This window comes from Erysipelatoclostridium sp. An15 (assembly GCF_002160675.1).
In the GTDB taxonomy this organism is placed as follows: domain Bacteria; phylum Bacillota_I; class Bacilli_A; order Erysipelotrichales; family Coprobacillaceae; genus Thomasclavelia; species Thomasclavelia merdavium.
Window position 1 is genome coordinate 1 of sequence record NZ_NFLA01000003.1, and the last position, 24,825, is coordinate 24,825.

The window sequence follows — 24,825 nt, forward strand, 5'->3', positions numbered from 1 at the left end:
AAAGAGTGTAGGATAAACTAGTCGGCAAAAGAGCCGGAGAGGACATTGAAAACTGAACAGAATCGAAAAGAACACACGTCAATTAATAGATAAAAAGAGAGCAGAAGCCGATAGGCTTTAAAAAGGATAAGACAATGGAGAGTTTGATCCTGGCTCAGGATGAACGCTGGCGGCGTGCCTAATACATGCAAGTCGAACGCGAGCCTTCGGGCTCGAGTGGCGAACGGGTGAGTAATACGTAAGCAACCTGGCCTTTACAGGGGGATAACTGATGGAAACGTCAGCTAAGACCGCATAGGTACAGAGATCGCATGATAACTGTATTAAAAGTGCTACGGGACTGGTAGAGGATGGGCTTACGGCGCATTAGCTTGTTGGAGGGGTAACGGCCCACCAAGGCGACGATGCGTAGCCGACCTGAGAGGGTGACCGGCCACACTGGGACTGAGACACGGCCCAGACTCCTACGGGAGGCAGCAGTAGGGAATTTTCGGCAATGGGGGGAACCCTGACCGAGCAACGCCGCGTGAAGGAAGAAGGAATTCGTTCTGTAAACTTCTGTTATAAAGGAAGAACGGCACATATAGGGAATGATATGTGAGTGACGGTACTTTATGAGGAAGCCACGGCTAACTACGTGCCAGCAGCCGCGGTAATACGTAGGTGGCGAGCGTTATCCGGAATTATTGGGCGTAAAGAGGGAGCAGGCGGCAGCAAGGGTCTGTGGTGAAAGGCTGAAGCTTAACTTCAGTGTGCCAGAGAAACCGGGCAGCTAGAGTGCAGGAGAGGATCGTGGAATTCCATGTGTAGCGGTGAAATGCGTAGATATATGGAGGAACACCAGTGGCGAAGGCGACGATCTGGACTGCAACTGACGCTCAGTCCCGAAAGCGTGGGGAGCAAATAGGATTAGATACCCTAGTAGTCCACGCCGTAAACGATGAGTACTAAGTGTTGGGAGTCAGATCCCAGTGCTGCAGTTAACGCAGTAAGTACTCCGCCTGAGTAGTACGTTCGCAAGAATGAAACTCAAAGGAATTGACGGGGGCCCGCACAAGCGGTGGAGCATGTGGTTTAATTCGAAGCAACGCGAAGAACCTTACCAGGTCTTGACATCCGGATAAAGGCTCCAGAGATGGAGAGATAGATATATCCGAGACAGGTGGTGCATGGTTGTCGTCAGCTCGTGTCGTGAGATGTTGGGTTAAGTCCCGCAACGAGCGCAACCCCTGTTGCTAGTTGCCATCATTAAGTTGGGGACTCTAGCGAGACTGCCGGTGACAAGCCGGAGGAAGGCGGGGATGACGTCAAATCATCATGCCCCTTATGACCTGGGCTACACACGTGCTACAATGGACGGATCAGAGGGAAGCGAAGCCGCGAGGCGGAGCGAAACCCAGAAACCCGTTCTCAGTTCGGATTGCACTCTGCAACTCGAGTGCATGAAGATGGAATCGCTAGTAATCGCGAATCAGAATGTCGCGGTGAATACGTTCTCGGGCCTTGTACACACCGCCCGTCACACCACGAGAGTTGATAACACCCGAAGCCGGTGGCCTAACCGAAAGGGAGGAGCTGTCTAAGGTGGGATTGATGATTGGGGTGAAGTCGTAACAAGGTATCCCTACGGGAACGTGGGGATGGATCACCTCCTTTCTAAGGAGAAAGCAAGTGTGGAGATTCTGTTTAGTTTTGAGTGGACCTTATTGAGGGAAACTCAGGAAGAGATCATTGAAAACTGGATAATAGAAAAGCGAAAGAGAGAAGATCGAGATAAAGAGATATCAAGGTCTTTCTAAGAAAGTCGAAGAAAACTAAGAAACAACGAGAAGAAGTTGAAGATAGAAAGTGATCAAGCGACACCGAAGAAGGTAAAGTAAGAAAGGGCGTATGGCGGATGCCTAGGCACAGAGAGGCGAAGAAGGACGCAGCAAACAGCGAAATGCGACGGGGAGCAGTAAGCATGCCAAGAGCCGTCGATATCCGAATGGGGGAACCCACCCGGGATAGAGACCGGGTATCCTGGAGTGAATAGATAGCTCCAGAGAGGCGAGACTCAGGGAACTGAAACATCTAAGTACCTGAAGGAAGAGAAAATAAAGAAATGATTCCCTAAGTAGCGGCGAGCGAAAGGGGAAGAGCCCAAACCGGCAAGAGCCGGGGTAGTAGGGCTGTCAAAAAAGGGCAAGAAGACATTATAGGCGAACGGAATGGGAAGTCCGGCGAAACAGGGTGACAGCCCCGTAGCCGAAATAGTGAGGAAGTCCGAGACAGTACCTGAGTACGGCGGGACACGAGGAATCCTGTCGGAAACAGCCAGGACCATCTGGCAAGGCTAAATACTACTCTGTGACCGATAGTGAACCAGTACCGTGAGGGAAAGGTGAAAAGAACCCCGGGAGGGGAGTGAAATAGAACCTGAAACCATATGCCTACAAGAAGTTAGAGCCCGTTAAAGGGTGATAGCGTGCCTTTTGTAGAATGAACCGGCGAGTTACGATATGGAGCGAGGTTAAGCAGGATATGCGGAGCCGAAGCGAAAGCGAGTCTTAAGAGGGCGAAAGTTGCATGTCGTAGACCCGAAACCGGGTGATCTAGCCATGGCCAGGTTGAAGTTGGGGTAAAACCCGATGGAGGACCGAACCGACCCCCGTTGAAACGTTGGCGGATGAGCTGTGGCTAGGGGTGAAATTCCAATCGAACCCGGAGATAGCTGGTTCTCCCCGAAATAGCTTTAGGGCTAGCGTCGAGGCAAGTGATGTGAAGGTAGAGCACTGAATATGTGATGGCCCCATCCCGGGGTACTGAATATAATCAAACTCCGAATGACACATAAACATCCTCGGCAGTCAGACAGTGGGTGATAAGGTCCAGTGTCAAGAGGGAAACAGCCCAGACCATCAGCTAAGGTCCCAAAATATATACTAAGTGGAAAAGGATGTGGAGATGTCGAGACAACTAGGAGGTTGGCTCAGAAGCAGCCATCCTTTAAAGAGTGCGTAACAGCTCACTAGTCGAATGACTCTGCGCCGATAATTTACCGGGGCTAAGTATATTACCGAAGCTATGGATTTGCGCAAGCAAGTGGTAGGGGAGCGTTCTATATGCGGCGAAGGCGTACCGGAAGGAGCGCTGGAGCGTATAGAAGAGAGAATGCCGGTGTGAGTAGCGGAACGTGGGTGAGAATCCCACGCACCGAAAACCCAAGGTTTCCAGAGGAAGGTTCGTCCGCTCTGGGTAAGTCGGGACCTAAGGCGAGGCCGAGAGGCGTAGCCGATGGACAACAGGTGGATATTCCTGTACTTACGGTATGAATGAAGGAGTGACGGAGAAGGCTAGGTGATCCTGCTGCTGGAAAAGCAGGTGCAAGCGAGGTAGCTGACAGCCAGGCAAATCCGGCTGTCATAAAGGCGAAGGCGTGATGCGTATGGAAAGCTGCGGCAAGTACAGAAGTCATTGAAGCCAGCTTCCAAGAAAAGCTTCTAGTGCCAATCATACAGTAACCCGTACCGAAAATGGACACACATGGGTGAGGAGAGAATCCTAAGGTGAGCGAGAGAACTATAGCTAAGGAACTCTGCAAAATGACTCCGTAACTTAGGGAGAAGGAGTGCTCATAGAGATATGAGCCGCAGTGAAACGGCCCAAGCGACTGTTTACCAAAAACACAGCTCTATGCTAAGTCGAAAGACGACGTATATGGGGTGACGCCTGCCCGGTGCTGGAAGGTTAAGAGGAAGTGTCAGCGCAAGCGAAGCACAGAATTGAAGCCCCAGTAAACGGCGGCCGTAACTATAACGGTCCTAAGGTAGCGAAATTCCTTGTCAGGTAAGTTCTGACCCGCACGAAAGGCGTAACGATTTGGGCGCTGTCTCAGCTGTAGACTCGGTGAAGTCTTAGTACCTGTGAAGATGCAGGTTACCCGCGACTAGACGGAAAGACCCCATGGAGCTTTACTGCAGCCTGATATTGGACTTTGATGCAGGATGTACAGGATAGGTAGGAGACTGAGAGACATGCACGCCAGTGTGTGAGGAGTCGCTGTTGGGATACTACCCTTTGTGTATTGGAGTTCTAACCGGATGCCATGGAACTGGTGACGGGACAGTGTCAGGTGGGCAGTTTGACTGGGGCGGTCGCCTCCCAAAGAGTAACGGAGGCGCCCAAAGATACCCTCAGCTTGGATGGAAACCAAGCGCAGAGTGCAAAGGCAAAAGGGTGTTTGACTGCGAGACCCACAAGTCGAGCAGGGACGAAAGTCGGGCTTAGTGATCCGGCGGTGCTGAATGGAAAGGCCGTCGCTCAACGGATAAAAGCTACCCTGGGGATAACAGGCTGATCTCCCCCAAGAGTTCACATCGACGGGGAGGTTTGGCACCTCGATGTCGGCTCATCGCATCCTGGAGCTGAAGTCGGTTCCAAGGGTTGGGCTGTTCGCCCATTAAAGCGGTACGCGAGCTGGGTTCAGAACGTCGTGAGACAGTTCGGTCCCTATCTGTCGTGGGCGCAGGAAGTTTGAGAAGAGCTGTCCTTAGTACGAGAGGACCGGGATGGACATATCAATGGTGGACCAGTTGTCACGCCAGTGGCACAGCTGGGTAGCTAAATATGGAAGGGATAAACGCTGAAGGCATCTAAGTGTGAAACCCACTTCAAGATGAGACTTCCCAATACGAAAGTATATAAGACCCCTTAAAGACGATAAGGTAGATAGGTCAGGAGTGCAAGCATGGTGACATGTTCAGCGGACTGATACTAATAGGTCGAAGACTTGACCAGAAGCGGTAGAAACTTGAAAGAGACGAAGAGCTTTGCTATTATCTAGTTTTGAGTGATCTTGAAAAAGACACTTGAAAAAAAGAAGATCTGGTGGCGATAGCATGATGGACACACCTGTACCCATTCCGAACACAGAAGTTAAGCATCATAACGGCGACGATAGTACTTACGTGCAACAATAGCTAGCTGCCGGTTCTTCTTTTTTATTATTAAATTCTATGAGGATAGTGTTATCTGATTACATCATCCTCTTTTTATTTTACTCTTCAAATTATCATATTTTAAAGATGCTTTATCATTAAACTATTTACGTATGTTTTTTGTTGGTATATTATTTAATTGATCATTGATATATATTATTACGTGAAAATGATCGATAAGAAGCGTTGAGTGCGGAAAATATGGCTGTAAAATAGATTTAAATGTATAACTCATATTGGTGCATATAAATTCAACAGCTTCTTTTTCTTTTTTTAAAATATGAAAGAACTAGTCTAAAGTCTTTTTTTGATTTCTAGATCTTATAAGATCAACTATAGTATTGCTTTTTAAATTCATTTATTAAAAGAACTGTTTTGTTAAATAGAATGATGATATAAAAAACTGATGCGCAAATTTTTTATAGTTGTCTAAGAATATGGAGCTATATAGTTTGAGTTTGTTTAGTGTTGCAATAATGGTGGGTTAGTATTCTTATATGAAGCTGGATTTTATGATTCCAGTTCTTACAAATAGATTTTTGGTCTTACATTCTATAATAGGTCCTCTATTAAAAGGACGGTCTAGTAATTTGCTTGTATAACAGCTTTAATTAATAATTAGACAACAGATAGTCAGACAATTACTTTATAACAAAAATGAAAAACAGAGATTTGATAAAATTTTAAAGATTATATACAATGTAATCACGTCAGATTTTATAATACTTTTTACACTATATTCATCTATGTCTTTTGCTAGTGTTTTATCAGCTTAAAGATTCTTTTTAGCTAGGATAAAGGATCCTGGGGATATATTATTTTATCATTGAATACGATGTATTTATGTAATGATAAATTGTCACTTTTTTATGAAAAAATGGTTGTATTTACATATATTAATTGCTTGTAAATTTTGTCGAAATATTTTTATAAATAAATTAAAAAAAGCCTTGCAATAAAGGCTTTTTTTTGCTAAAATACAACCGTTGACGTTGCAAAGAAGTGCAAGGTTGCTGAAACACCGAAAGGCGTTGTCATGAAACGGCATGTTTCAGGGAATTTGCATCGAGTAACTCACATCCTATAAATTGAAAGGAGAAAAAATCATGGCAAATAACAAAATTAGAATCAGATTAAAATCATTTGATCACAAAATTCTAGATAACTCAGCAGAAAAAATTATCGGTGCTGCTAAGAAATCTGGAGCTCAAGTAGTTGGTCCAGTACCACTACCAACAGAAAGAGAAGTTTATACAATCTTAAGAGCAGTTCATAAGTATAAAGATTCTCGTGAACAATTCGAAATTAGAACTCACAAACGTTTAATCGACATTGTGAACCCTACACAAGAAACAGTTGATATTCTAACAAGATTAGAATTACCAAGTGGTGTAGACATTGAAATCAAATTATAAGAAAGGTAAAGGTGTAACTCATGAAAGGAATCTTAGGTCGTAAGATCGGAATGACTCAAGTCTTTACAACTGATGGTGTATTAATTCCTGTAACTGTAGTTGAAGCTACTCCAAACGTAGTATTACAAAAGAAAACAGTTGCTACTGATGGATATGATGCAGTTCAAGTTGGTTTTGAAGACAAGAGAGAAAAATTAGCTAATAAAGCTGAATTAGGTATTGTTAAGAAAGCTAATACAGCTCCTAAGCGCTTCATTAAAGAATTTCGTTTTGACGAAATGATGAGTTATGAAGTTGGAGATAAAATTAGTGTTGATACCTTCGCTGCTGGAGAAGTAGTAGACGTAACTGGTACTTCAAAAGGTAAAGGATATCAAGGTGTAATCAAAAGACATGGACAACATATTGGTCCTAAAGGACATGGTTCTGGAGCGCACAGAATTGTTGGTTCAATGGGTCCAATCGCTCCAAATAGAATTGCTCCAGGTAAAAAATTACCAGGGCAAATGGGACATGTAACTAGAACAGTACAAAACTTAGAAATTGTAGCTGTTGATACAACAAATAATTTATTATTAATCAAAGGTTCTGTTCCTGGACCTAAAAAAGGATTAGTAATCGTTAAATCTGCAATCAAAGGTAACGGTAAAGTTAATGATGTATATGAATTAGTTGATTATACACCAGAAGTTGCAGAAGCAGATGTTACAACTGAAACTCCAGTTGAAGCAGCTGAATAATTTAGGAAGGAGGATTTAATATGCTTAAAGTTAAAGTATATAACCAAGAAGGTGCTGAAGTAAAAGACCTAGAATTAAATGAAGCAGTATTTGGAATCGAACCAAATAATCAAGCAATCTTCGATATGGTCTTATTACAAAGAGCGTCTTTAAGACAAGGTACTCATAAAGTAAAAAACCGTACTGAAGTAAGCGGTGGTGGAAAGAAACCATGGCGTCAAAAAGGTACAGGTAGAGCTAGACAAGGATCAATCAGAGCACCACAATGGCGTGGCGGAGGAGTTGTATTTGGTCCAACACCTAGAAGCTATAAATTCAAAATCAATCGTAAAGTTGGTCGTTTAGCACTTAGATCTGCTTTATCAACAAAAATCATTGATAATGAATTCATGGCATTAGATACAATCAAATTTGATGCACCAAAAACAAAAGAAATGGTGAAAGTATTATCAAATTTAGAAGCACCTGCAAAAACATTAATCGTTATGGATGAAATTGATGAAACAGTTGCAAGAAGTGCAAACAACATCCCAGGTGTTAAATTATTAGATGCAAGACGCGTAAATGTATATGACGTTTTAAACAGCAATAAGTTAATCATGACTGAAGCTGCTATCAAATCTGTTGAGGAGGTACTAGGATAATGGCACACATTACAGATGTATTAAAAAAACCAGTACTTACTGAAAAATCAATGACTCTAAGCGCAGAAGAAAATAAATATACATTCGATGTTGATGTTAATGCTAACAAAATTGAAATTAAACAAGCAGTTGAAGCTATGTTTGGTGTAAAAGTTGAAAGTGTTAATGTTATGAATGTAAAACCTAAGAAAAAAAGAATGGGTCGTTACGAAGGTAAAACAAACCGTAGAAGAAAAGCTATCGTTAAGTTAGCTGAAGGTGAATCAATTAATTATTTCGGTGAAGAATAATAAATGAAAATATTGGAATATATGATTCCAGATAAATTAGGAGGAAACTAAAGATGCCAATTAAAGCATATAAACCGGTGACTAATGGTCGTCGTAATATGACTTCATTAACATTTGAAGAAATTACAGCAAAAAAACCTGAAAAATCTTTAGTTGCAAAAGTTGGTAAAAACGGTGGACGTAATAATCAAGGTGTTATTACAACTCGTCATCACGGTGGAGGTCATAAACGTAAATATCGTATCATTGACTTCAAACGTAATAAAGATGATATCGTTGGTACAGTAGCAACTATCGAATATGATCCAAATAGATCAGCAAACATCGCATTAATTAATTATGCAGATGGTGAAAAAAGATATATCTTAGCTCCAAAAGGGTTAGAAGTTGGAAATAAAATCGTATCTGGTGAACATGCCGATATCAAAGTAGGAAATGCTTTACCAATGGCTAACATGCCTGAAGGTACAGTAATCCATAACATTGAAATGCAACCAGGTAAAGGTGGACAAATCGCACGTTCTGCTGGTGTGTCTGCTCAAATTTTAGGTAAAGAAGACAAATATGTAACTGTAAGACTTGCTTCTGGTGAAGTTCGTAAATTATTAGGTGTATGTAGAGCAACAGTTGGTGTTGTTGGAAACGAAGATCATGGCTTAGTAAATTACGGAAAAGCTGGTCGTATGAGATGGAAAGGTGTTCGTCCTACAGTACGTGGTTCTGTAATGAACCCTAATGATCACCCTCATGGTGGTGGTGAAGGTAGAACTTCAATCGGACGTAAAGCACCAATGACACCTTGGGGTAAAAAAGCTATGGGTGTTAAAACTAGAAAAACTAAAAAAGCGTCTAACAAATTAATTGTTCGTCGTAGAAATTCTAAATAATAAGAGGAGGAAGAAATAATGGCACGTAGTTTAAAAAAGGGACCATTCGTAGATGACCATTTAATGAAAAAAGTTGAAGCATTAAATGCATCAGGAAAAAAAGAAGTTATTAAAACTTGGTCTAGACGTTCAACAATCTTCCCTCAATTTATTGAGCACACATTTGCTGTGTATAACGGAAGAGAACATATCCCAGTTTATGTAACTGAAGATATGGTCGGACATAAATTAGGAGAATTCGCTCCAACAAGAACTTATCATGGTCATGGATCTGATGATAAGAAAGCTGGAAAATAAAGAGAGGAGATTTTAAAACATGGAAGCAAGAGCACAAGCTAAAATGATTCGTGTTTCACCTCAAAAAGCTCGTTTAGTTGTTGACTTAGTAAGAGGTAAGCAAGTTAAAGAAGCACTTGGTATGTTAGAATATGTAAATAAAAGTGCAACTCCTGCAATCATTAAAGTAATTAAATCTGCTGCTCAAAACGCTGTTTATAACGAAGGCGCTGAAGCAGAAAAATTATATATTAAAGAAATCTATGTAGACGAAGGTCCTACATTAAAAAGATTCGCTGCTAGAGCTAAAGGTAGCGGAACAAGAATTTTAAAAAGAACTAGCCACATCACTTGTGTGGTAGAAGAAAGATAGGAGGTTACATAATGGGTCAAAAAGTAAGTCCAGTTGGTTTACGTGTTGGAATCAATCGTGATTGGGATTCAAGATGGTATGCTAACAAGCAAGATTTTGCTAATTTGTTACATGAAGATATCAAAATTCGTGATTACATTTTAAAGAAACTTAAGACTGCATCTGTAGCTAGAGTAGAAATTGAAAGATCTAAAAAAAGAGTTACTATCTTCGTACATACATCAAGACCTGGTGTTGTAATTGGTAAAGATGGTGAATCTGTTGATAAATTAAGAAAAGAAGTAAGCAAAATGGTAAAAGATAAACAAGTGTTTATCAATATCGTTGAAATCAAAAACCCAGATGTTGTTGCTCAATTAGTTGCAAACAACATTGCTGAACAATTAGAAAATCGTGCTTCTTTTAGAACAGTTCAAAAACGTGCTATTCAAAGAGCAATGAGAGCTGGAGCTAAAGGAATTAAAACTAGTGTTTCAGGACGTTTAGGAGGAGCTGATATGGCTCGTGCTGAAGGTTATTCTGAAGGAAATGTCCCTCTTCATACTTTAAGAGCCGATATCGATTATGCTACTGCTGAAGCAGACACTACTTACGGTAAGTTAGGAGTTAAAGTTTGGATTTGTAAGGGTGAAATCCTTCCTGAAAAGAAGAAGGAGGTTAAATAATCATGTTAATGCCTAAAAGAACAAAATATAGAAGACCTCATCGAATTAAATATGAAGGTAAAGCTAAAGGTGGAACTAAAGTATCATTTGGTGAATTTGGTTTACAAGCAGCTGAAGGTGCTTGGATTACATCTCGTCAAATTGAAGCAGCCCGTGTTGCTATCAATCGTCGTATGAACCGTGGTGGACAATTGTGGATTAGAATTTTCCCTCATTTAGCTAAAACTAAAAAACCATTAGAAGTACGTATGGGATCTGGGAAAGGTTCTCCAGAAGAATGGGTAGCAGTTGTTAAAACTGGACGTGTTCTTTTCGAAGTTGCAGGTGTTGATGAAGAACTTGCAAGAGAAGCTTTAAGACTGGCATCTCATAAATTACCTATTAAATGTAAAATCATTGGAAAGGGTGAATAGTTATGACAGTTCAAGAAATGAGAGAATTAGATAACGCTACTTTATTAGATAAAGTAGAAGAATACAAAAAAGAGCTTTTTGGACTTCGTTTCCAACAAGCTACTGGACAGTTAGAAAACACAGCACGTATTAGAACGGTTCGTAAATCTATCGCTAGAATTAAAACAATTATTAGAGAAAGAGAATTGAACCAATAGGAGGAGATACAATGGAAAGAAATAATCGTAAAACGTATACAGGTACAGTTGTATCTACTAAAATGGATAAAACTATTACAGTGCTAGTAGAAACTCATGTTAAACATAAATTATATGGAAAACGTATGAAATCATCTACAAAATTCCATGCACATGATGAAAACAATATTGCTAGCGTAGGTGACACTGTAAAAATCATGTCAACTAGACCATTATCTGCAACAAAACGTTTCCGTTTAGTGGAAATTGTTAAAAAAGCAGAAACAGTTTAATTAAAATAAAACTCTAAAAGGAGGTAACCATAAATGATCCAAAACGAAAGTAGACTTAAAGTCGCTGACAATACTGGTGCTAAAGAAGTATTAGTAATCCGTAATTTAGGTGGATCTAATCGTAAATTTAGTAACATCGGTGATATTGTTGTTGCTACAGTTAAACAAGCCACTCCAGGTGGAACAGTAAAAAAAGGTGAAGTAGTAAAAGCAGTTATCGTAAGAACTAGATATGGAGTTGGTAGAGAAAACGGTTCTTATATCAAATTCGATGATAACGCTTGTGTAATTATAAGAGACGATAAATCTCCAAGAGGAACTCGTATCTTCGGACCAGTTGCAAGAGAGTTAAGAGATGCAGATTTCATGAAAATCGTATCATTAGCTCCAGAAGTATTATAGGAGGAACTTAAACATGAAAATCCGTGTAGGTGATACTGTAGAAGTTATTGCAGGTAAAGATAAAGGAAAACAAGGTGAAGTGTTACAAGTTCTTGCAAAACAAGACAAAGTAATCGTTGAAGGTGTTAATATGGTAACTAAACATATCAAACCTTCACAAGCAGATCCTGAAGGTGGAATTGTAACAAGAGAAGCACCTATTCATGTTTCTAATGTTGCATTCTATGATTCTAAAACAAAAGCGCCAGTTAAACTTGGATATAAATTCATCGAAGAAGATGGTAAAAAAGTAAAAGTTCGAGTTAACAGAAAAACTGGAGCTGAAGTAGATAAAAAGAAAAAGAAAAAATAGTTGGAAGGAGGATATAGAATGAACCGTTTAATGGAACGTTATCAAAACGATGTAGTAAAATCAATGATGGAAAAATTCAATTATTCTTCAAGAATGCAAGCTCCAAAAATTGAAAAAATCGTAATCAACATCGGGGTTGGTGATGCTGTATCTAATTCAAAATTATTAGATGAAGCAGTTAATGAATTAACATTAATTTCTGGGCAAAAACCAATTATTACAAGAGCAAAAAAATCTATCGCTGGATTCAAATTACGTGAAGGTATGCCAATCGGGTGTAAAGTAACTTTACGTGGTGAAAGAATGTATGAATTTTTAGATAAATTAATCAATATCTCATTACCACGAGTAAGAGATTTTAGAGGTGTTTCCAATAACTCATTTGATGGAAGAGGAAATTATACATTAGGTGTTAAAGAACAATTAATTTTCCCTGAAATCAATTTTGATAAAGTAAATAAGTTAAGAGGAATGGATATCGTATTCGTAACTACAGCTAAAACTGACGAAGAAGGTCATGAATTATTAGCTCAATTAGGAATGCCATTCAAGAAATAAGAAGGAGGACCCGCAAAAATATGGCTAAAACATCAATGAAGGTGAAACAACAACGTCCTCAAAAATACAAAGTGCGTGAATACACACGTTGTGAACGTTGTGGAAGACCACATTCAGTTATTAGAAAATTTAGACTTTGTAGAATTTGCTTCCGCGAATTAGCATACAAAGGTGAAATTCCAGGTGTAAAAAAATCAAGCTGGTAATAAATTTTATCCAGATGGAAGGAGGATTAGCAAATGGTCATGACAGATCCAATTGCAGATATGTTAACAAGAATCCGTAATGCAAACAGACAACATCACGATAACGTAATGGTGCCTGCATCAAAATTAAAAGTTGGAATTGCTGAAATTTTGAAAAACGAAGGATTCATTAATGGATATACAGTTGAGGGAGAAGCCCCAATTCAAAATATTAATATTTCTTTAAAATATAGAGGAAATGATAGAGTAATCACTGATTTAAAAAGAATTTCTAAACCAGGGTTACGCGTATATGCTAAAGTAGACGAAATTCCTAAAGTATTAAATGGATTAGGAATCGTAATCTTATCAACTTCTCAAGGGTTAATGACTGACAAAGAAGCTCGTGCTAAAAAAGTTGGTGGAGAGGTTCTAGCATATATTTGGTAATTAAAAATAACAATTCAGGAGGTGCAAACTGATGTCTCGTGTCGGTAATAAAATTATTAATGTACCTGAAGGAGTTACAGTTGATATCGCTGCGGATAACACAGTGACTGTTACAGGAGCAAAAGGGACTTTAGTAAGACAATTTTCACCAGTAATTACAATTAAAAATGAAGATAATGTAATTACTGTTAGTAGAAGTAGTGAACAAAAAACTCACAAACAATTACATGGTACAACAAGAGCATTACTTGCAAACATGATTGAAGGAGTTCATAATGGTTTCAAAAAAGAACTTGAAATCGTTGGGATCGGATACCGTGGACAAATGAAGGGAGATACATTAGTATTAAATGTAGGATTCTCTCATCCAGTTGAAGTTAAAGGTGAAGAAGGAGTTAAAATTGAAACTCCATCTAATACTAAAATCATCGTATCTGGAATCTCTAAAGAACGTGTAGGTCATGTTGCTGCTCAAATTAGAGAAGTTAAAAAACCTGAACCATATAAAGGTAAAGGTATTAGATATAGTGATGAAAGAATCATCAGAAAAGAAGGAAAAACTGCTGGTAAGAAGTAGTTGTGAAAGGAGCAAATTAAGATGTCAAAATTACAATCACGTAATGATGTTCGTTTAAAAAGACATGCTAGAGTTCGTGCTAAAATCAGTGGAACTCCTGAATGTCCACGTTTAAATGTGTTCCGTTCAAATGCTCATATTCATGCGCAAATTATTGATGATGTTAATGGTGTAACTTTAGCTAGTGCATCTAGTGTTAATATGAAATTAGAAAACGGTTCTAACATCGCTGCTGCAACTGCAGTAGGAAAAGCTATTGGCGAAGCAGCTTTAGCTAAAAATATTAAAAAAGTAGTATTTGATCGTGGTGGATATGTTTACCATGGTCGTGTAAAAGCTCTAGCAGATGCAGCTAGAGAAGCGGGATTAGAATTCTAGAAGGAGGTCAACATGGAACAACGTAAACCAAGAAATAATGGACCAAGAAATAACGGACCAAGAAGAGGTCAACGCAATAATGGACCTAGAAGAGAAGAAAAAGAATTTGAAGAACGTGTTGTTACAATTAACCGTGTTACTAAAGTAGTAAAAGGGGGACGTAAATTCCGTTTTGCTGCATTAGTTGTTGTTGGTGATAGAAAAGGACGTGTTGGATTCGGTACTGGTAAAGCTAACGAAGTACCTGATGCAATTAGAAAAGCGTCTGAAAATGCAAAAAGAAATATTATCAATGTACCTTTCGTTCATGGAACTATTCCTCATGAAGTAACTGGTATTTATGGATCAGGTAAAGTATTTATTAAACCTGCTAGCCAAGGTACTGGAATCATCGCAGGTGGTCCTGTTCGTGCGGTTGTTGAGTTAGCTGGATATACAGACATTTTATCAAAATGTATTGGTTCAAGAACTCCAATTAACATGGTTAGAGCTACAATGGAAGGTTTAGCTTCATTAAAAACTGTTAACCAAGTTGCTGAATTAAGAGATAAAAAAGTAGAAGAAATTTTCGGATAGGAGGGCGTAAATAATGGCAAAAACAGTTATGATTACGCTTAAAAAAAGTCCTATTGGTCGTTTACCAAAACAACGGGCTACTCTTAAAGCGTTAGGTTTAACAAAAATTAATAAAACAGTTGAAAAAGAATACAACGAATCTATTCAAGGAATGATTAAGGTTGTTGAACACCTAGTTACAGTAGAAGAAAAATAGGGAGGTGTAAACTAATGAAATTACATGAATTAAAATACACTGAAGGTGCACGTAAAGCAAGAAAACGTGTTGGACGTGGAACTAGTTCTGGTACTGGTAAAACTTCTAGCCGTGGTCAAAAAGGTCAAGGTGCAAGATCTGGTGGTGGAAAGAAACCAGGATTTGAAGGTGGACAAACTCCATTATTCATGCGTTTGCCAAAACGTGGATTTACTAACTTTAACCGGTTAGAATATGCAATTGTTAACTTAGAACAATTAAATAAATTCGAAGATGGGTCAACAGTTAGCCCTACAGATTTAAAAGAAGCTGGATTAATTAAAAAAGAATTAGATGGTGTTAAAATTTTAGGTAACGGAAAATTAGAAAAAGCAATTACTGTTAAAGCTCATAAATTTTCTAAATCAGCTGTTGCCGCAATTGAAGCTGCAGGTGGAAAAACTGAGGTGATCTAAAATGATTACATTTTTAAAAAATGTTTTCAAAAAAGGTGAATTAAGACAAAAAATAATTTTCACTTTAGGTATTCTATTTGTATACCGTTTAGGTGCAGCTATTACTATTCCTAGTGTTACTACAGGAGCTTTAAGTTCAAGTGATGCTACAAATGGAATTTTCGGAATAATGAATCTTCTTGGTGGGGGAACATTAGAAACTTTCTCTTTGTTTTCACTAGGAGTTTCACCTTATATTACTGCTTCAATCATCATCGAGTTATTGTCTATGGATGTTATTCCTGCTCTAACTCGCTGGCGTAAAGAAGGTAATACAGGTAAAAAGAAAAAAGACCGCGTGACTAGATTTGTAACATTATTTTTAGCAGCATTACAAGGTGGTGTATTAACTTACGCATTTGATAATGGCTATGGTATTTTAACAGATTCAAGTATCTGGACTTATATCTATGTCGTTTTAATAATGATGGCTGGAAGTATGTTAGCTGTATGGTTAGGTGATCAAATTACTAATCGTGGAATTGGTAATGGTGTATCATTATTAATTTTTACAGGTATTGTCTCTAGTTTACCAAATAGTTTTATAACAACATTTAATAATTTAGTTGATTTAACTGGTAACGCTGGTGATATTGCATTAGGTATTGCCTGGTATGTATTATTTGTTGTTGTATATTTATCTATCGTTATCTTCGTTGTATTTAATGAAGGTGCAGTTAGAAAAATTCCAATTATTTATGCAACAAGTTCTAATACAACAATGCGTACTAAAGATCAAACACATATGCCAATTAAGATTAATAGTTCAGGAGTTATTCCTGTAATCTTTGCCGCATCAGTGTTGGCAGCGCCTAGAACTATAGTAAGTTTTATGGAAACAAGTGATGTGACAAATTGGATAAATACAATATTTAATTATCAAGAACCGGTAGGATTTATCTTATATATCTTGATGATTATCGGATTTACATTTTTCTATTCTAACTTACAAATTGATGCTGAACAAATTAGTAAAGATTTGAAGAAAAATGGTGGCTCAATTCCTGGAGTTAGAACTGGGACTGATACAATGGTATATATTAAAACAGTATTAAATAGAATTACTGTTGTTGGATCTTTATCATTATGTATCATTGCAGCGATTCCAATTATTACGCCAGTTCTCTGGACGCAAACTGAAAATGCCTCACTTTCGCTTGGAGGTACCGGGTTAATTATCGTAACTGGTGTTGCGTTAGAGACGGTTAAACAAATTAAAACATACATTACAAGAAAAGAATATCATGGTTATATTCGTAGATAGTATAATAAGAAAGAAGGCGTAGATTATGAACATTATTTTAATGGGACCTCCTGGTGCAGGAAAAGGGACTCAAGCGGCAAATTTAGTTAAAGAATATGGATTAACACATATTTCAACTGGAGATATATTTAGAAAAGCACTTAAAGAACAAACGAAATATGGTGTGATTGCTAAATATTTTATGCAATTTGGGCATCTAGTTCCTGATGATTATACTATTCAAATGGTTAGGGAATATTTACAAGAAAATGAATTTCCAAATGGATTCATCCTTGATGGATTCCCACGTACTATTATTCAAGCTCGTGAATTAGAAAGTATTGCTAAAGAATTTGAATTTACAATCGATGCTGTAATTAATTTAGAAATTGAACTTGATCGTTTAATTCCAAGACTTTCTGGAAGAAGAACTTGTAAAGAATGTGGTGCAAGTTATCATATTGAATATAACCCACCTAAACAAGAAGGTATTTGTGATAATTGTGGTGGTGAATTATATCAACGTCCTGATGAAAGCGAAGAAGCTGTTAAAGTCAGACTTGATACTTATGAAAAACAAACTAGTCCATTAATTGATTATTATACAATGAAAGGACAAATCATTAATATTAACGGTGATCAATCTATGGAAGACGTCTTTAAGGATATCAAAGCTAGCCTGGAGGCCAAATAATGATTGTTACTAAAGATCATCGAGAAATTGAACTGATGAAAGAAGCAGGAAGAATTGTTGCGTTAGTACATCAAAAATTAAAAGAAGTGATTGTACCTGGTATTACTACTAAAGAGATTGATGAAATCTGTGAAAAAGTAATTCGTGAAAATAATGCAACTCCTTCATTTCTGCATCTTTATGGATTTCCTAATAGTGTTTGCACTTCAATTAATGAAGTAGTTGTACATGGAATTCCAAGTGATCGTGTTTTAAAAGATGGCGATATTATTTCAGTTGATGTAGGGGCTTGCTTTAAAGGATATCATGGTGATAGTGCGTGGACCTACGCAGTAGGTCAAATTAGTGATGAAGCTAAACATTTAATGGAAGTATGTGAAGCTTCATTATATGAAGGACTAAAACAAGTTAAACCAGGTAATCGTTTATCAGACATTTCTCACGCTATACAAGTATATTTAGAAGATCATGGCTGTTCAACACCACGTGATTATACAGGACATGGAATTGGAACAGCAGTTCACGAAGATCCAAGTGTACCAAATTATGGTAAACCAGGACGTGGACCTAGACTTAAAGCTGGTATGGCACTTGCAATTGAACCAATGGCACATCTTGGTGGATGTGAAACAGAGGTAATGCAAGATGAATGGACAGTTGTAACAAAAGACCGCTCATTAGCGGCTCATTATGAACATACTATTGTCATAACTGACGATGGTTATGAAATCTTGACAAAACTTTAATTAAAGGGAGTTGAAATCAATGGCAAAGAAAGATGATGTTCTTGAAGTAGAAGCAACGGTACTTGAAACATTACCAAACGCGATGTTTAAAGTAGCGTTAGAAAATGGAGTAGAAATCCTTGCTCACGTTTCTGGTAAAATCCGTATGCATTACATTCGCATTTTACCGGGGGACAGGGTTACGGTTGAAATTTCTCCATATGATTTAACACGTGGGCGAATTACATTTAGACATAAATAAAACTTAAATCTTCCCAAAGGAGGTAAACAAGATGAAAGTTAGAGCATCTGTAAAACCAATCTGTGATAAATGCAGAGTAATTAAAAGAAAAGGGCGCGTAATGGTTATTTGCGAAAACCCTAAACATAAACAAAGACAAGGTTAATTAGGAGGAAATTATATGGCTCGTATTGCTGGTGTTGATATCCCTCGTGATAAACGAGTGGTTATCTCATTGACTTATATCTATGGTATCGGTAAACCAACAGCTCAAAAAATCTTAAAAAATGTTGGAATTAGTGAAGATGTCAGAGTTAAAGATTTAACAGAAGATGAAATCGGTAAAATCAGAAAAGAAATCGAATCAATCAAAGTTGAAGGTGATCTTCGTCGTGAAGTAGCTTTAAACATTAAACGTTTAATGGAAATCGGAAGCTACAGAGGAATCCGTCATCGTAGAGGACTTCCTGTTCGTGGTCAAAAAACTAAAACAAATGCTCGTACTCGTAAGGGAAAAGCAAAACCAATCGCAGGAAAGAAAAAATAAAATAGGAGGTTGAATTAAGATGGCAAAAGTTAGACAAACACGTGGTAAAAGACGTGTAAAAAAGAATATTGCAAAAGGTGTAGCACATGTTCATTCAACTTTCAATAACACTATCGTGACTATTACTGATGAACATGGTAATGTAATTACATGGTCTAGTGCTGGAGCTTTAGGTTTCAAAGGTTCTCGTAAATCTACTCCATTTGCAGCACAAATGGCTTCAGAAGCTGCTGCTAAAGCATCAATGGATCATGGTATGAAATCTGTAGATGTTAACGTTAAAGGTCCAGGACCAGGACGTGAAGCTGCAGTTAGAGCTTTACAAGCTGCGGGATTAGAAGTAACTTCTATTACTGACGTTACCCCAATTCCACATAACGGGTGCCGTCCACCAAAACGTCCACGCGGATAATTATTGCATGATCTAATATAGTAATTCCTAGTGAGGAGGAAAATAAATGCAAAAGTTTGAAAAAGCAAATTTTAATATAGCTAATTATGATGAAACAGATAATTATGGTAAGTTTGTCATCGAACCTTTAGAAAGAGGGTTCGGGACAACTTTAGGTAACTCTTTAAGACGTGTTCTTTTATCATCATTACCTGGTTCGGCAATTTATGCAATTAAAGTACAAGGTGCAATTCATGAATTTTCGGCAGTTGATGGTGTTGTAGAAGACGTTACCTCAATTATCTTACGTCTAAAAAAGCTTGTATTTGATGTGGATAGTGATGAATCAGCAACAATGATCATTGATGTTGAAGGACCTGCTACTGTAACAGGTGCTGACATCCAATGTCCTTCTGAAGTAACAATGATTTCTAATGATATGGTAATCGCTCATGTTGCTCAAGGGGCACACTTATATATGGAATTATATGCTAAAAAAGACCGTGGTTATGTAAGTGCTGATCAAAATAAACAAGAAATTAATACAATTGGTATTATTCCAACTGATTCTATTTATTCGCCAATTGAAAGAGTATCTTATGCAGTTGAACCAACTCGTGTTGGTGAAAGTGCAAAATATGATCAATTAACTTTAGAAATTGAAACCAATGGGGCTTTAAAGCCTTATGAAGCTATCTCACTAGCTGCAAAGATTTTGGTGGAACATTTAAATATGTTTGTTGAATTGACTGATATGGCTGTTAACATGGAAGTTATGTCTGAAGCTCAAAGCGATACAACAAATAAAGTTTTAGATATGACAATCGAAGAACTTGATTTATCAGTTCGTTCATATAATTGTTTAAAAAGAGCAGGTATTCAAACTGTTCAAGATCTTGCCGCTAAGTCTGAAGATGATATGATCAAAGTAAGAAACTTAGGTAAGAAATCTTTAAAAGAAGTTAAAGAAAAATTAGTTGAATTAGGGTTAGGGTTTAAACCTATCGATTAATTCGCAATTACTAAGGAAGGAGCGCTAATCTCATGGCTAGAAATAGAAAATTAGGACGTACTTCTGATATTAGAAAATCAATGTTACGTTCTCTTGCAACAGAAGTAATTATGTACGGACAATTAGAAACTACAGTAACAAGAGCAAAAGAAGTTCGTTCAGTAGTTGAAGAATTAATTACTTTAGGTAAACGTGGTGACTTACACGCTAGACGTCAAGCTGCTGCTGTATTACATAATGTAGTTGATGCTGAAACAGGAAAAACAGCTGTACAAAAATTATTTGATGAAGTTGCCCCTAAATATAGCGATGTAAATGGTGGATACACTCGTATCTTAAAAACTTACAATCGTAAAGGTGATAATGCCCCAATGGCAATCATTACTTTAATTTAATAATAAAAGACCTTCGGGTCTTTTTATTTTTACTTGACTAAGTTAACTAATAATAATAGAATGTAAAAAACATGTAATCAAGGTGGTGGACAAATGGAAAAAATCATTGAAATAAAAGATTTGTTTTTCGAATACGATGATGGTTTAAAAACAATAGATCATATTTCTTTTGATATAAAAAAAGGTGACTATGTAGCAATATTAGGGCATAATGGTAGTGGAAAAAGTACAATTGCTAAATTATTGATTGGATTATTAGAAAAAAAAGGTGGCACAATTATTGTTAATGGTATTGAATTAACTCTAGAAAACCTATATAAAGTTCGTGATAATATCGGAATAGTTTTTCAAAATCCAGATAATCAATTTATAGGTGCGACAGTTAGAGATGATATTGCGTTTGGTTTAGAAAATAATTGTGTTCCTCAAGAAGAAATGGATGAAATAATTAATAATTATGCAGCCAAAGTTAAAATGCTTGATTTTTTAGATCATGAACCAACAAAATTATCTGGTGGTCAAAAACAGCGAGTTGCAATTGCCGGAATTCTAGCTATGGCGCCTAGTATAATTATTCTTGACGAAGCCACAAGTATGCTTGATCCTATGGGGCGTCGTGAAATCAATAGTCTAGTTAAAGAATTAAATCAAGAAAAAGACATTACTATTATCTCAATTACTCATGATATTGAAGAAGCTAAAAATGCAGATCAAGTAATTATATTAAATGATGGTAAAATAGTTGCTCAAGGTGAACCTGATAAAATACTTAAAGATGAGACTTCCTTGATTAAATCAGAATTAGATATTCCTTTTGCTTTAAAAGTAGCTAAAGGATTAGAAAAGATAAATATTAAAACAAGTATGTCGTTAAAAAAGGAGGTATTGATTAACGAATTATGTCAGTTACATTCAAAGAAGTAGAACATATTTATAGTCCCAATACCCCTTTTTCTTATCATGCTTTAAAGGGTGTAAATTTGGATATTAAGGATCAAAGTTTTACTGCTATTATTGGTCAAACTGGAAGCGGTAAGAGTACTTTGATACAACATATCAATGCTTTATTGTTACCTACTAATGGTAGCATTAACGTAGAAGAATATTTAATTACTGCTACTCAAAAACCTAGCAAATTAAAACCACTTAGAAAAAAAGCTGGTTTAGTTTTTCAATTCCCTGAGTATCAGTTATTTGAAGAAACAATTGAAAAAGATATTATGTTTGGGCCATTAAATTTTGGTGTTGACGAAAATGAAGCTAAACGAATTGCTAGCCAGGTATTAAACACAGTTGGTTTAGATGATAGTTATTTATCAAAGTCACCATTTGATTTATCTGGAGGGCAAAAAAGAAGAGTAGCTATAGCAGGGATCTTAGCCATGGATCCAGATATTTTAATTCTTGATGAGCCAACAGCTGGATTGGATCCACAAGGTACTAATGAAATGATGAGCTTATTTAAAAAGATTAATGATATGGGTAAAACAATAATTTTAGTAACTCATGATATGAATCACGTATTACAATATTGTGATGAAGTAGTAGTTATGAATCATGGTAAGGTTGAAAAACATGATACAGTGACTAACGTATTTAAAGATAGTGAATATTTAAATGGATTAGGAATCGATTTACCAATTATTACTGATTTTATTATTAAATTGAATCAAGGTGGTTTTAATATTGATACTTCAATTAATAATATTGAAGATTTAGTTGCGGCAATAGGTGGTGAGCTTAATGGATAGTATGACTTTTGGAAAATATATCCCAGTAAATTCACTTATCCATCGCCTTGATCCTCGTTTAAAAATAGGAGCATTATTAATATTTTTAATTGCTGTCTTTTTTGATGCTGGTTTTATTGGTTATGGTATTTTAGCTGTATTTGTTTTACTTGTAGCAATGTTATCAAATATTGCTATTAAACATATTTTAAAAGCAATTAAGCCGATGTTGTTTATGATGTTGTTTTTAATGGTGTTTAATATCTTTTTAGTTAATACTGGAGAAATAGTTTTAACAATAGGTTCATTTAATATTTACTCAGGAGCTTTAATCCAATCAGCATATATATTTATAAGGTTGATTTTAATTATTACGCTTACAACTATTTTAACTTCTTCAACTAAGCCTTTAGATTTAACATTGGGAATAGAAAGTATGTTATTACCATTTAAACGCTTTGGTTTTCCAGCTCATGAACTTGCAATGATGATATCTATTGCTTTGCGTTTCATTCCCGATTTACTAGATGAAGCTAAAAGAATTATGAAAGCTCAGGCTAGTCGTGGAGTTGATTTTAATGAAGGAACAATGAAAGAAAAGATTAAAGCAATTGTTTCTTTAATTATTCCATTATTTATCTCTGCTTTTCAACGCGCTGAAGATTTAGCTAATGCTATGGAAAGTCGTAATTATAATCCAGAAGCACCACGAACTCGCTATAAGTCTTTAAAATGGCAAACTAGTGATACAGTTGCTTTTGTTTTAACTATTGCTGTTTCTGGTTTTGTAATTGCAATGAGTTTTGTTTTATAATGGTACGAGTTAAAGCGACTGTTACTTATGATGGTAGTAAATTTCACGGTTTTCAGGTTCAAAATAATTTAAGAACTGTTCAAGGTGAAATTCAAAAAGCGTTGAAAAATATTTGTAAAGAGAAAATAATTATTCATGGTTCTGGTAGAACTGATGCTAAGGTTCATGGTGTTAAGCAGGTTTTTCATTTCGATACAACAAGCAATTTACCAGAAAAGCAATGGAAAAGAGCTATTAATCATTTTTTACCAAACGATATCTATATTACTGATACTGAATTTGTTTCAGAGGATTTTCATAGTAGATATAGTGCTGTAAAAAAAGAATATCATTATTTATTAAGTACTAATGAGTATAATCCATTTGAAACAAATTATATTTACCAGTATGGACGTCCTTTAGATATTGAATTGATGCAGCAAGCGGCAAAAATCTTTATTGGTGAACATGATTTTGCCTCATTTTGTAGTTATGACCAGTATGGTAATACAATTAGAACTATTTATAAAATTGATATTACTAATGAAAATGGTATCGTTAAATTTATATTAACCGGTAATGGTTTTAGACGTTATATGGTTCGCCATATTGTTGGTGGGTTAATTCAAGTTGGAGCTAAAAGAATCGATCAAGCCCGATTACAAGAGCTATTAGATAGTAAAGGTGAAAAAAAATGTTTATTTAAAGCTAAACCACAAGGTCTATATTTGTACGAGGTATCTTACGATGAAGACTAATTATCATACACATACTTTTCGATGTGGTCATGCTATTGGTGATGAAGAAGAGATGGTCATTTCAGCCCTTAATGAAGGGATTGAAGTTTTAGGCTTTAGTGAACATGTACCTTTACCACATTACCGAAAACATTTATTAAAGGGGATTACTTATACAATTGGTAATTTTCATTCTTTTGGATCAGCTTGTCTATCAATTTTAAAAAATGGGCCAGCAATGCGATTACCATATTCAAAAAAAGATATTCATATTGAAAAAGTTAAAGAGCTAAAGAAAAAATATAAAGATCAGATTACTATTTATCAAGGTTTTGAAGCTGAGTATTTTGAAGAATATTTAGATTATTATCAAGAGCTATTAGATAGTGGTGAAATTGATTATTTAATACTAGGAAATCATTTTGATAAATATTCGGTAGCAACTAAATATTATGGTAAACCGGCGATTAGTGATAAGGAAATAATTTCATATAAAGATAATGTTTTAAAGGCCTTGGATACTGATTTGTTTACATATATTGCTCATCCCGATTTATTTATGATCGGAAAAATCTATTTTGATGAGTTTTGTGAAAATATTACCCGGGAAATTTGTCAAAAAGCCTTGGAAAAAGATGTTCCATTAGAGATAAATGCTGGTGGAATTCGGCGCGGTTATCGTCGTGTTAACGATGAGTTACTATATCCTTACCCTAATTCACATTTTTTTGATATTGTAAGTGAGATGGATTGTAAAGTGATTCTAGGTATCGATGGACATAGTCCTGATCATTTTAATCAAGATGATTTTGAAGCATTAGAAAGATTTGCCTGGCGACATAATTTAAATGTTATTGAACAGCCAGTATTTAAAAAAGGGAAGATTAAGTAATAAGTATCTAAGCGAGAATTGGATACTTATTTTTTTTGTGTATTGGTTTTAAAGTTAGTCAAGACGTGGTAAAATATATTATAAGTAAAGTTAAAATAGGAGGTGA

At 36.5% G+C, this 24,825-nt stretch carries 36 protein-coding genes and 3 rRNA genes; 38 read left to right on the plus strand and 1 reads right to left on the minus strand.

Annotated elements, in window-relative coordinates; genetic code table 11:
• The first annotated feature begins 131 nt into the window (after window positions 1-131).
• The 3 genes from B5E92_RS01805 to rrf all read left to right on the plus strand — a co-directional run bounded on the left by B5E92_RS01805 (window position 132) and on the right by rrf (window position 4,974).
• Window positions 132-1,656 (plus strand): 16S ribosomal RNA (locus tag B5E92_RS01805).
• Between the two features lie 214 nt (window positions 1,657-1,870).
• Window positions 1,871-4,779: ribosomal RNA gene (locus tag B5E92_RS01810) — 23S ribosomal RNA — on the plus strand.
• A gap of 86 nt (window positions 4,780-4,865) precedes the next feature.
• Window positions 4,866-4,974: ribosomal RNA gene (rrf, locus tag B5E92_RS01815) — 5S ribosomal RNA — on the plus strand.
• Together the 16S, 23S and 5S rRNA genes form the textbook arrangement of a ribosomal RNA operon.
• A 108-nt stretch (window positions 4,975-5,082) precedes the next feature.
• Here the strand turns inward: rrf and B5E92_RS15995 are convergent.
• Complete coding sequence (locus B5E92_RS15995; RefSeq protein ID WP_394337366.1) at window positions 5,083-5,259, minus strand: transposase; 177 nt, start codon at window positions 5,257-5,259, stop codon at window positions 5,083-5,085.
• Between the two features lie 826 nt (window positions 5,260-6,085).
• Here B5E92_RS15995 and rpsJ point away from each other — a divergent pair.
• The 35 genes from rpsJ to B5E92_RS01995 all read left to right on the plus strand — a co-directional run bounded on the left by rpsJ (window position 6,086) and on the right by B5E92_RS01995 (window position 24,719).
• On the plus strand, window positions 6,086-6,394 hold the full coding sequence (gene rpsJ, locus B5E92_RS01825; protein ID WP_087298716.1) for a 30S ribosomal protein S10: 309 nt from the start codon (window positions 6,086-6,088) through the stop codon (window positions 6,392-6,394).
• Between the two features lie 20 nt (window positions 6,395-6,414).
• Window positions 6,415-7,134, plus strand: a complete 720-nt coding sequence (rplC, locus tag B5E92_RS01830) for a 50S ribosomal protein L3 (protein ID WP_087298717.1) — start codon at window positions 6,415-6,417, stop codon at window positions 7,132-7,134.
• A gap of 20 nt (window positions 7,135-7,154) precedes the next feature.
• On the plus strand, window positions 7,155-7,778 hold the full coding sequence (rplD, locus tag B5E92_RS01835; protein WP_087298718.1) for a 50S ribosomal protein L4: 624 nt from the start codon (window positions 7,155-7,157) through the stop codon (window positions 7,776-7,778).
• The gene (rplW, locus tag B5E92_RS01840) at window positions 7,778-8,068 is read left to right on the plus strand and encodes a 50S ribosomal protein L23 (protein ID WP_087298719.1); all 291 of its coding nucleotides are present in this window, start codon (window positions 7,778-7,780) and stop codon (window positions 8,066-8,068) included. Before rplD ends, rplW begins: the two co-directional genes overlap by 1 nt.
• 53 nt (window positions 8,069-8,121) lie before the next feature.
• On the plus strand, window positions 8,122-8,955 hold the full coding sequence (rplB, locus tag B5E92_RS01845; RefSeq protein ID WP_087298720.1) for a 50S ribosomal protein L2: 834 nt from the start codon (window positions 8,122-8,124) through the stop codon (window positions 8,953-8,955).
• Window positions 8,956-8,973: 18 nt separating this feature from the next.
• Window positions 8,974-9,252, plus strand: coding sequence for a 30S ribosomal protein S19 (gene rpsS / locus B5E92_RS01850; RefSeq protein ID WP_087298721.1), 279 nt, complete (start codon window positions 8,974-8,976; stop codon window positions 9,250-9,252).
• A gap of 19 nt (window positions 9,253-9,271) precedes the next feature.
• Entirely contained in the window at window positions 9,272-9,604 is a 333-nt protein-coding gene (gene rplV, locus B5E92_RS01855; protein ID WP_087298722.1) for a 50S ribosomal protein L22, read from the plus strand.
• A gap of 11 nt (window positions 9,605-9,615) precedes the next feature.
• Complete coding sequence (rpsC, locus tag B5E92_RS01860) at window positions 9,616-10,269, plus strand: 30S ribosomal protein S3 (protein ID WP_087298723.1); 654 nt, start codon at window positions 9,616-9,618, stop codon at window positions 10,267-10,269.
• Window positions 10,270-10,271: 2 nt separating this feature from the next.
• Window positions 10,272-10,682 (plus strand): 50S ribosomal protein L16, encoded by a 411-nt coding sequence (rplP, locus tag B5E92_RS01865; RefSeq protein WP_087298724.1) that lies wholly within the window; start codon window positions 10,272-10,274, stop codon window positions 10,680-10,682.
• Window positions 10,683-10,684: 2 nt separating this feature from the next.
• Window positions 10,685-10,879 (plus strand): 50S ribosomal protein L29, encoded by a 195-nt coding sequence (gene rpmC / locus B5E92_RS01870; protein WP_087298725.1) that lies wholly within the window; start codon window positions 10,685-10,687, stop codon window positions 10,877-10,879.
• Window positions 10,880-10,890: 11 nt separating this feature from the next.
• Window positions 10,891-11,151 (plus strand): 30S ribosomal protein S17, encoded by a 261-nt coding sequence (gene rpsQ, locus B5E92_RS01875; protein ID WP_087298726.1) that lies wholly within the window; start codon window positions 10,891-10,893, stop codon window positions 11,149-11,151.
• A 33-nt stretch (window positions 11,152-11,184) separates the two neighbouring features.
• Window positions 11,185-11,553, plus strand: a complete 369-nt coding sequence (rplN, locus tag B5E92_RS01880; RefSeq protein ID WP_087298727.1) for a 50S ribosomal protein L14 — start codon at window positions 11,185-11,187, stop codon at window positions 11,551-11,553.
• 13 nt (window positions 11,554-11,566) lie between these two features.
• Window positions 11,567-11,905, plus strand: a complete 339-nt coding sequence (gene rplX, locus B5E92_RS01885; protein ID WP_087298728.1) for a 50S ribosomal protein L24 — start codon at window positions 11,567-11,569, stop codon at window positions 11,903-11,905.
• Between the two features lie 18 nt (window positions 11,906-11,923).
• On the plus strand, window positions 11,924-12,463 hold the full coding sequence (gene rplE, locus B5E92_RS01890) for a 50S ribosomal protein L5 (protein WP_087298729.1): 540 nt from the start codon (window positions 11,924-11,926) through the stop codon (window positions 12,461-12,463).
• A 20-nt stretch (window positions 12,464-12,483) separates the two neighbouring features.
• A complete protein-coding gene (locus B5E92_RS01895) occupies window positions 12,484-12,669 on the plus strand; it encodes a type Z 30S ribosomal protein S14 (RefSeq protein WP_087298730.1) in 186 nt (61 codons plus the stop codon).
• A gap of 33 nt (window positions 12,670-12,702) precedes the next feature.
• Window positions 12,703-13,098, plus strand: a complete 396-nt coding sequence (gene rpsH / locus B5E92_RS01900; protein ID WP_087298731.1) for a 30S ribosomal protein S8 — start codon at window positions 12,703-12,705, stop codon at window positions 13,096-13,098.
• Window positions 13,099-13,129: 31 nt separating this feature from the next.
• Complete coding sequence (gene rplF / locus B5E92_RS01905) at window positions 13,130-13,675, plus strand: 50S ribosomal protein L6 (RefSeq protein WP_087298732.1); 546 nt, start codon at window positions 13,130-13,132, stop codon at window positions 13,673-13,675.
• Window positions 13,676-13,696: 21 nt separating this feature from the next.
• The gene (rplR, locus tag B5E92_RS01910) at window positions 13,697-14,053 is read left to right on the plus strand and encodes a 50S ribosomal protein L18 (RefSeq protein ID WP_087298733.1); all 357 of its coding nucleotides are present in this window, start codon (window positions 13,697-13,699) and stop codon (window positions 14,051-14,053) included.
• A gap of 12 nt (window positions 14,054-14,065) precedes the next feature.
• Window positions 14,066-14,629 carry a 30S ribosomal protein S5 gene (gene rpsE / locus B5E92_RS01915; RefSeq protein WP_087298734.1) on the plus strand — a complete coding sequence of 188 codons (564 nt, stop codon included), beginning with the start codon at window positions 14,066-14,068 and terminating at the stop codon, window positions 14,627-14,629.
• A 13-nt stretch (window positions 14,630-14,642) separates the two neighbouring features.
• The gene (gene rpmD / locus B5E92_RS01920) at window positions 14,643-14,825 is read left to right on the plus strand and encodes a 50S ribosomal protein L30 (protein WP_087298735.1); all 183 of its coding nucleotides are present in this window, start codon (window positions 14,643-14,645) and stop codon (window positions 14,823-14,825) included.
• Between the two features lie 14 nt (window positions 14,826-14,839).
• The gene (rplO, locus tag B5E92_RS01925; RefSeq protein WP_087298736.1) at window positions 14,840-15,280 is read left to right on the plus strand and encodes a 50S ribosomal protein L15; all 441 of its coding nucleotides are present in this window, start codon (window positions 14,840-14,842) and stop codon (window positions 15,278-15,280) included.
• 1 nt (window position 15,281) lies between these two features.
• Window positions 15,282-16,583 (plus strand): preprotein translocase subunit SecY, encoded by a 1,302-nt coding sequence (gene secY, locus B5E92_RS01930; protein ID WP_087298737.1) that lies wholly within the window; start codon window positions 15,282-15,284, stop codon window positions 16,581-16,583.
• Between the two features lie 25 nt (window positions 16,584-16,608).
• Entirely contained in the window at window positions 16,609-17,256 is a 648-nt protein-coding gene (locus B5E92_RS01935; protein ID WP_087298738.1) for an adenylate kinase, read from the plus strand.
• Window positions 17,256-18,002 carry a type I methionyl aminopeptidase gene (gene map / locus B5E92_RS01940; protein ID WP_087298739.1) on the plus strand — a complete coding sequence of 249 codons (747 nt, stop codon included), beginning with the start codon at window positions 17,256-17,258 and terminating at the stop codon, window positions 18,000-18,002. Before B5E92_RS01935 ends, map begins: the two co-directional genes overlap by 1 nt.
• A 19-nt stretch (window positions 18,003-18,021) precedes the next feature.
• Window positions 18,022-18,243, plus strand: a complete 222-nt coding sequence (infA, locus tag B5E92_RS01945) for a translation initiation factor IF-1 (protein ID WP_003536851.1) — start codon at window positions 18,022-18,024, stop codon at window positions 18,241-18,243.
• 31 nt (window positions 18,244-18,274) lie between these two features.
• Window positions 18,275-18,388: a 50S ribosomal protein L36 gene (rpmJ, locus tag B5E92_RS01950; RefSeq protein WP_004801833.1), complete on the plus strand. Its 114-nt coding sequence runs from the start codon at window positions 18,275-18,277 to the stop codon at window positions 18,386-18,388.
• A 15-nt stretch (window positions 18,389-18,403) separates the two neighbouring features.
• Complete coding sequence (gene rpsM / locus B5E92_RS01955) at window positions 18,404-18,769, plus strand: 30S ribosomal protein S13 (RefSeq protein ID WP_087298740.1); 366 nt, start codon at window positions 18,404-18,406, stop codon at window positions 18,767-18,769.
• A 19-nt stretch (window positions 18,770-18,788) separates the two neighbouring features.
• A complete protein-coding gene (gene rpsK, locus B5E92_RS01960; protein ID WP_087298741.1) occupies window positions 18,789-19,181 on the plus strand; it encodes a 30S ribosomal protein S11 in 393 nt (130 codons plus the stop codon).
• A 46-nt stretch (window positions 19,182-19,227) separates the two neighbouring features.
• Entirely contained in the window at window positions 19,228-20,172 is a 945-nt protein-coding gene (locus tag B5E92_RS01965) for a DNA-directed RNA polymerase subunit alpha (RefSeq protein WP_087298742.1), read from the plus strand.
• 32 nt (window positions 20,173-20,204) lie between these two features.
• Window positions 20,205-20,567 (plus strand): 50S ribosomal protein L17, encoded by a 363-nt coding sequence (gene rplQ / locus B5E92_RS01970; RefSeq protein WP_087298743.1) that lies wholly within the window; start codon window positions 20,205-20,207, stop codon window positions 20,565-20,567.
• 93 nt (window positions 20,568-20,660) lie between these two features.
• The gene (locus B5E92_RS01975) at window positions 20,661-21,491 is read left to right on the plus strand and encodes an energy-coupling factor transporter ATPase (protein WP_087298744.1); all 831 of its coding nucleotides are present in this window, start codon (window positions 20,661-20,663) and stop codon (window positions 21,489-21,491) included.
• On the plus strand, window positions 21,467-22,318 hold the full coding sequence (locus B5E92_RS01980; protein WP_087298745.1) for an energy-coupling factor transporter ATPase: 852 nt from the start codon (window positions 21,467-21,469) through the stop codon (window positions 22,316-22,318). Before B5E92_RS01975 ends, B5E92_RS01980 begins: the two co-directional genes overlap by 25 nt.
• Window positions 22,311-23,111, plus strand: coding sequence for an energy-coupling factor transporter transmembrane protein EcfT (locus tag B5E92_RS01985; RefSeq protein ID WP_087298746.1), 801 nt, complete (start codon window positions 22,311-22,313; stop codon window positions 23,109-23,111). The genes B5E92_RS01980 and B5E92_RS01985 overlap by 8 nt, the downstream gene beginning before the upstream one ends.
• Window positions 23,111-23,848 (plus strand): tRNA pseudouridine(38-40) synthase TruA, encoded by a 738-nt coding sequence (truA, locus tag B5E92_RS01990; protein WP_087298747.1) that lies wholly within the window; start codon window positions 23,111-23,113, stop codon window positions 23,846-23,848. The genes B5E92_RS01985 and truA overlap by 1 nt, the downstream gene beginning before the upstream one ends.
• Window positions 23,838-24,719: a PHP domain-containing protein gene (locus B5E92_RS01995; RefSeq protein ID WP_087298748.1), complete on the plus strand. Its 882-nt coding sequence runs from the start codon at window positions 23,838-23,840 to the stop codon at window positions 24,717-24,719. Before truA ends, B5E92_RS01995 begins: the two co-directional genes overlap by 11 nt.
• Window positions 24,720-24,825 lie beyond the last annotated feature (106 nt).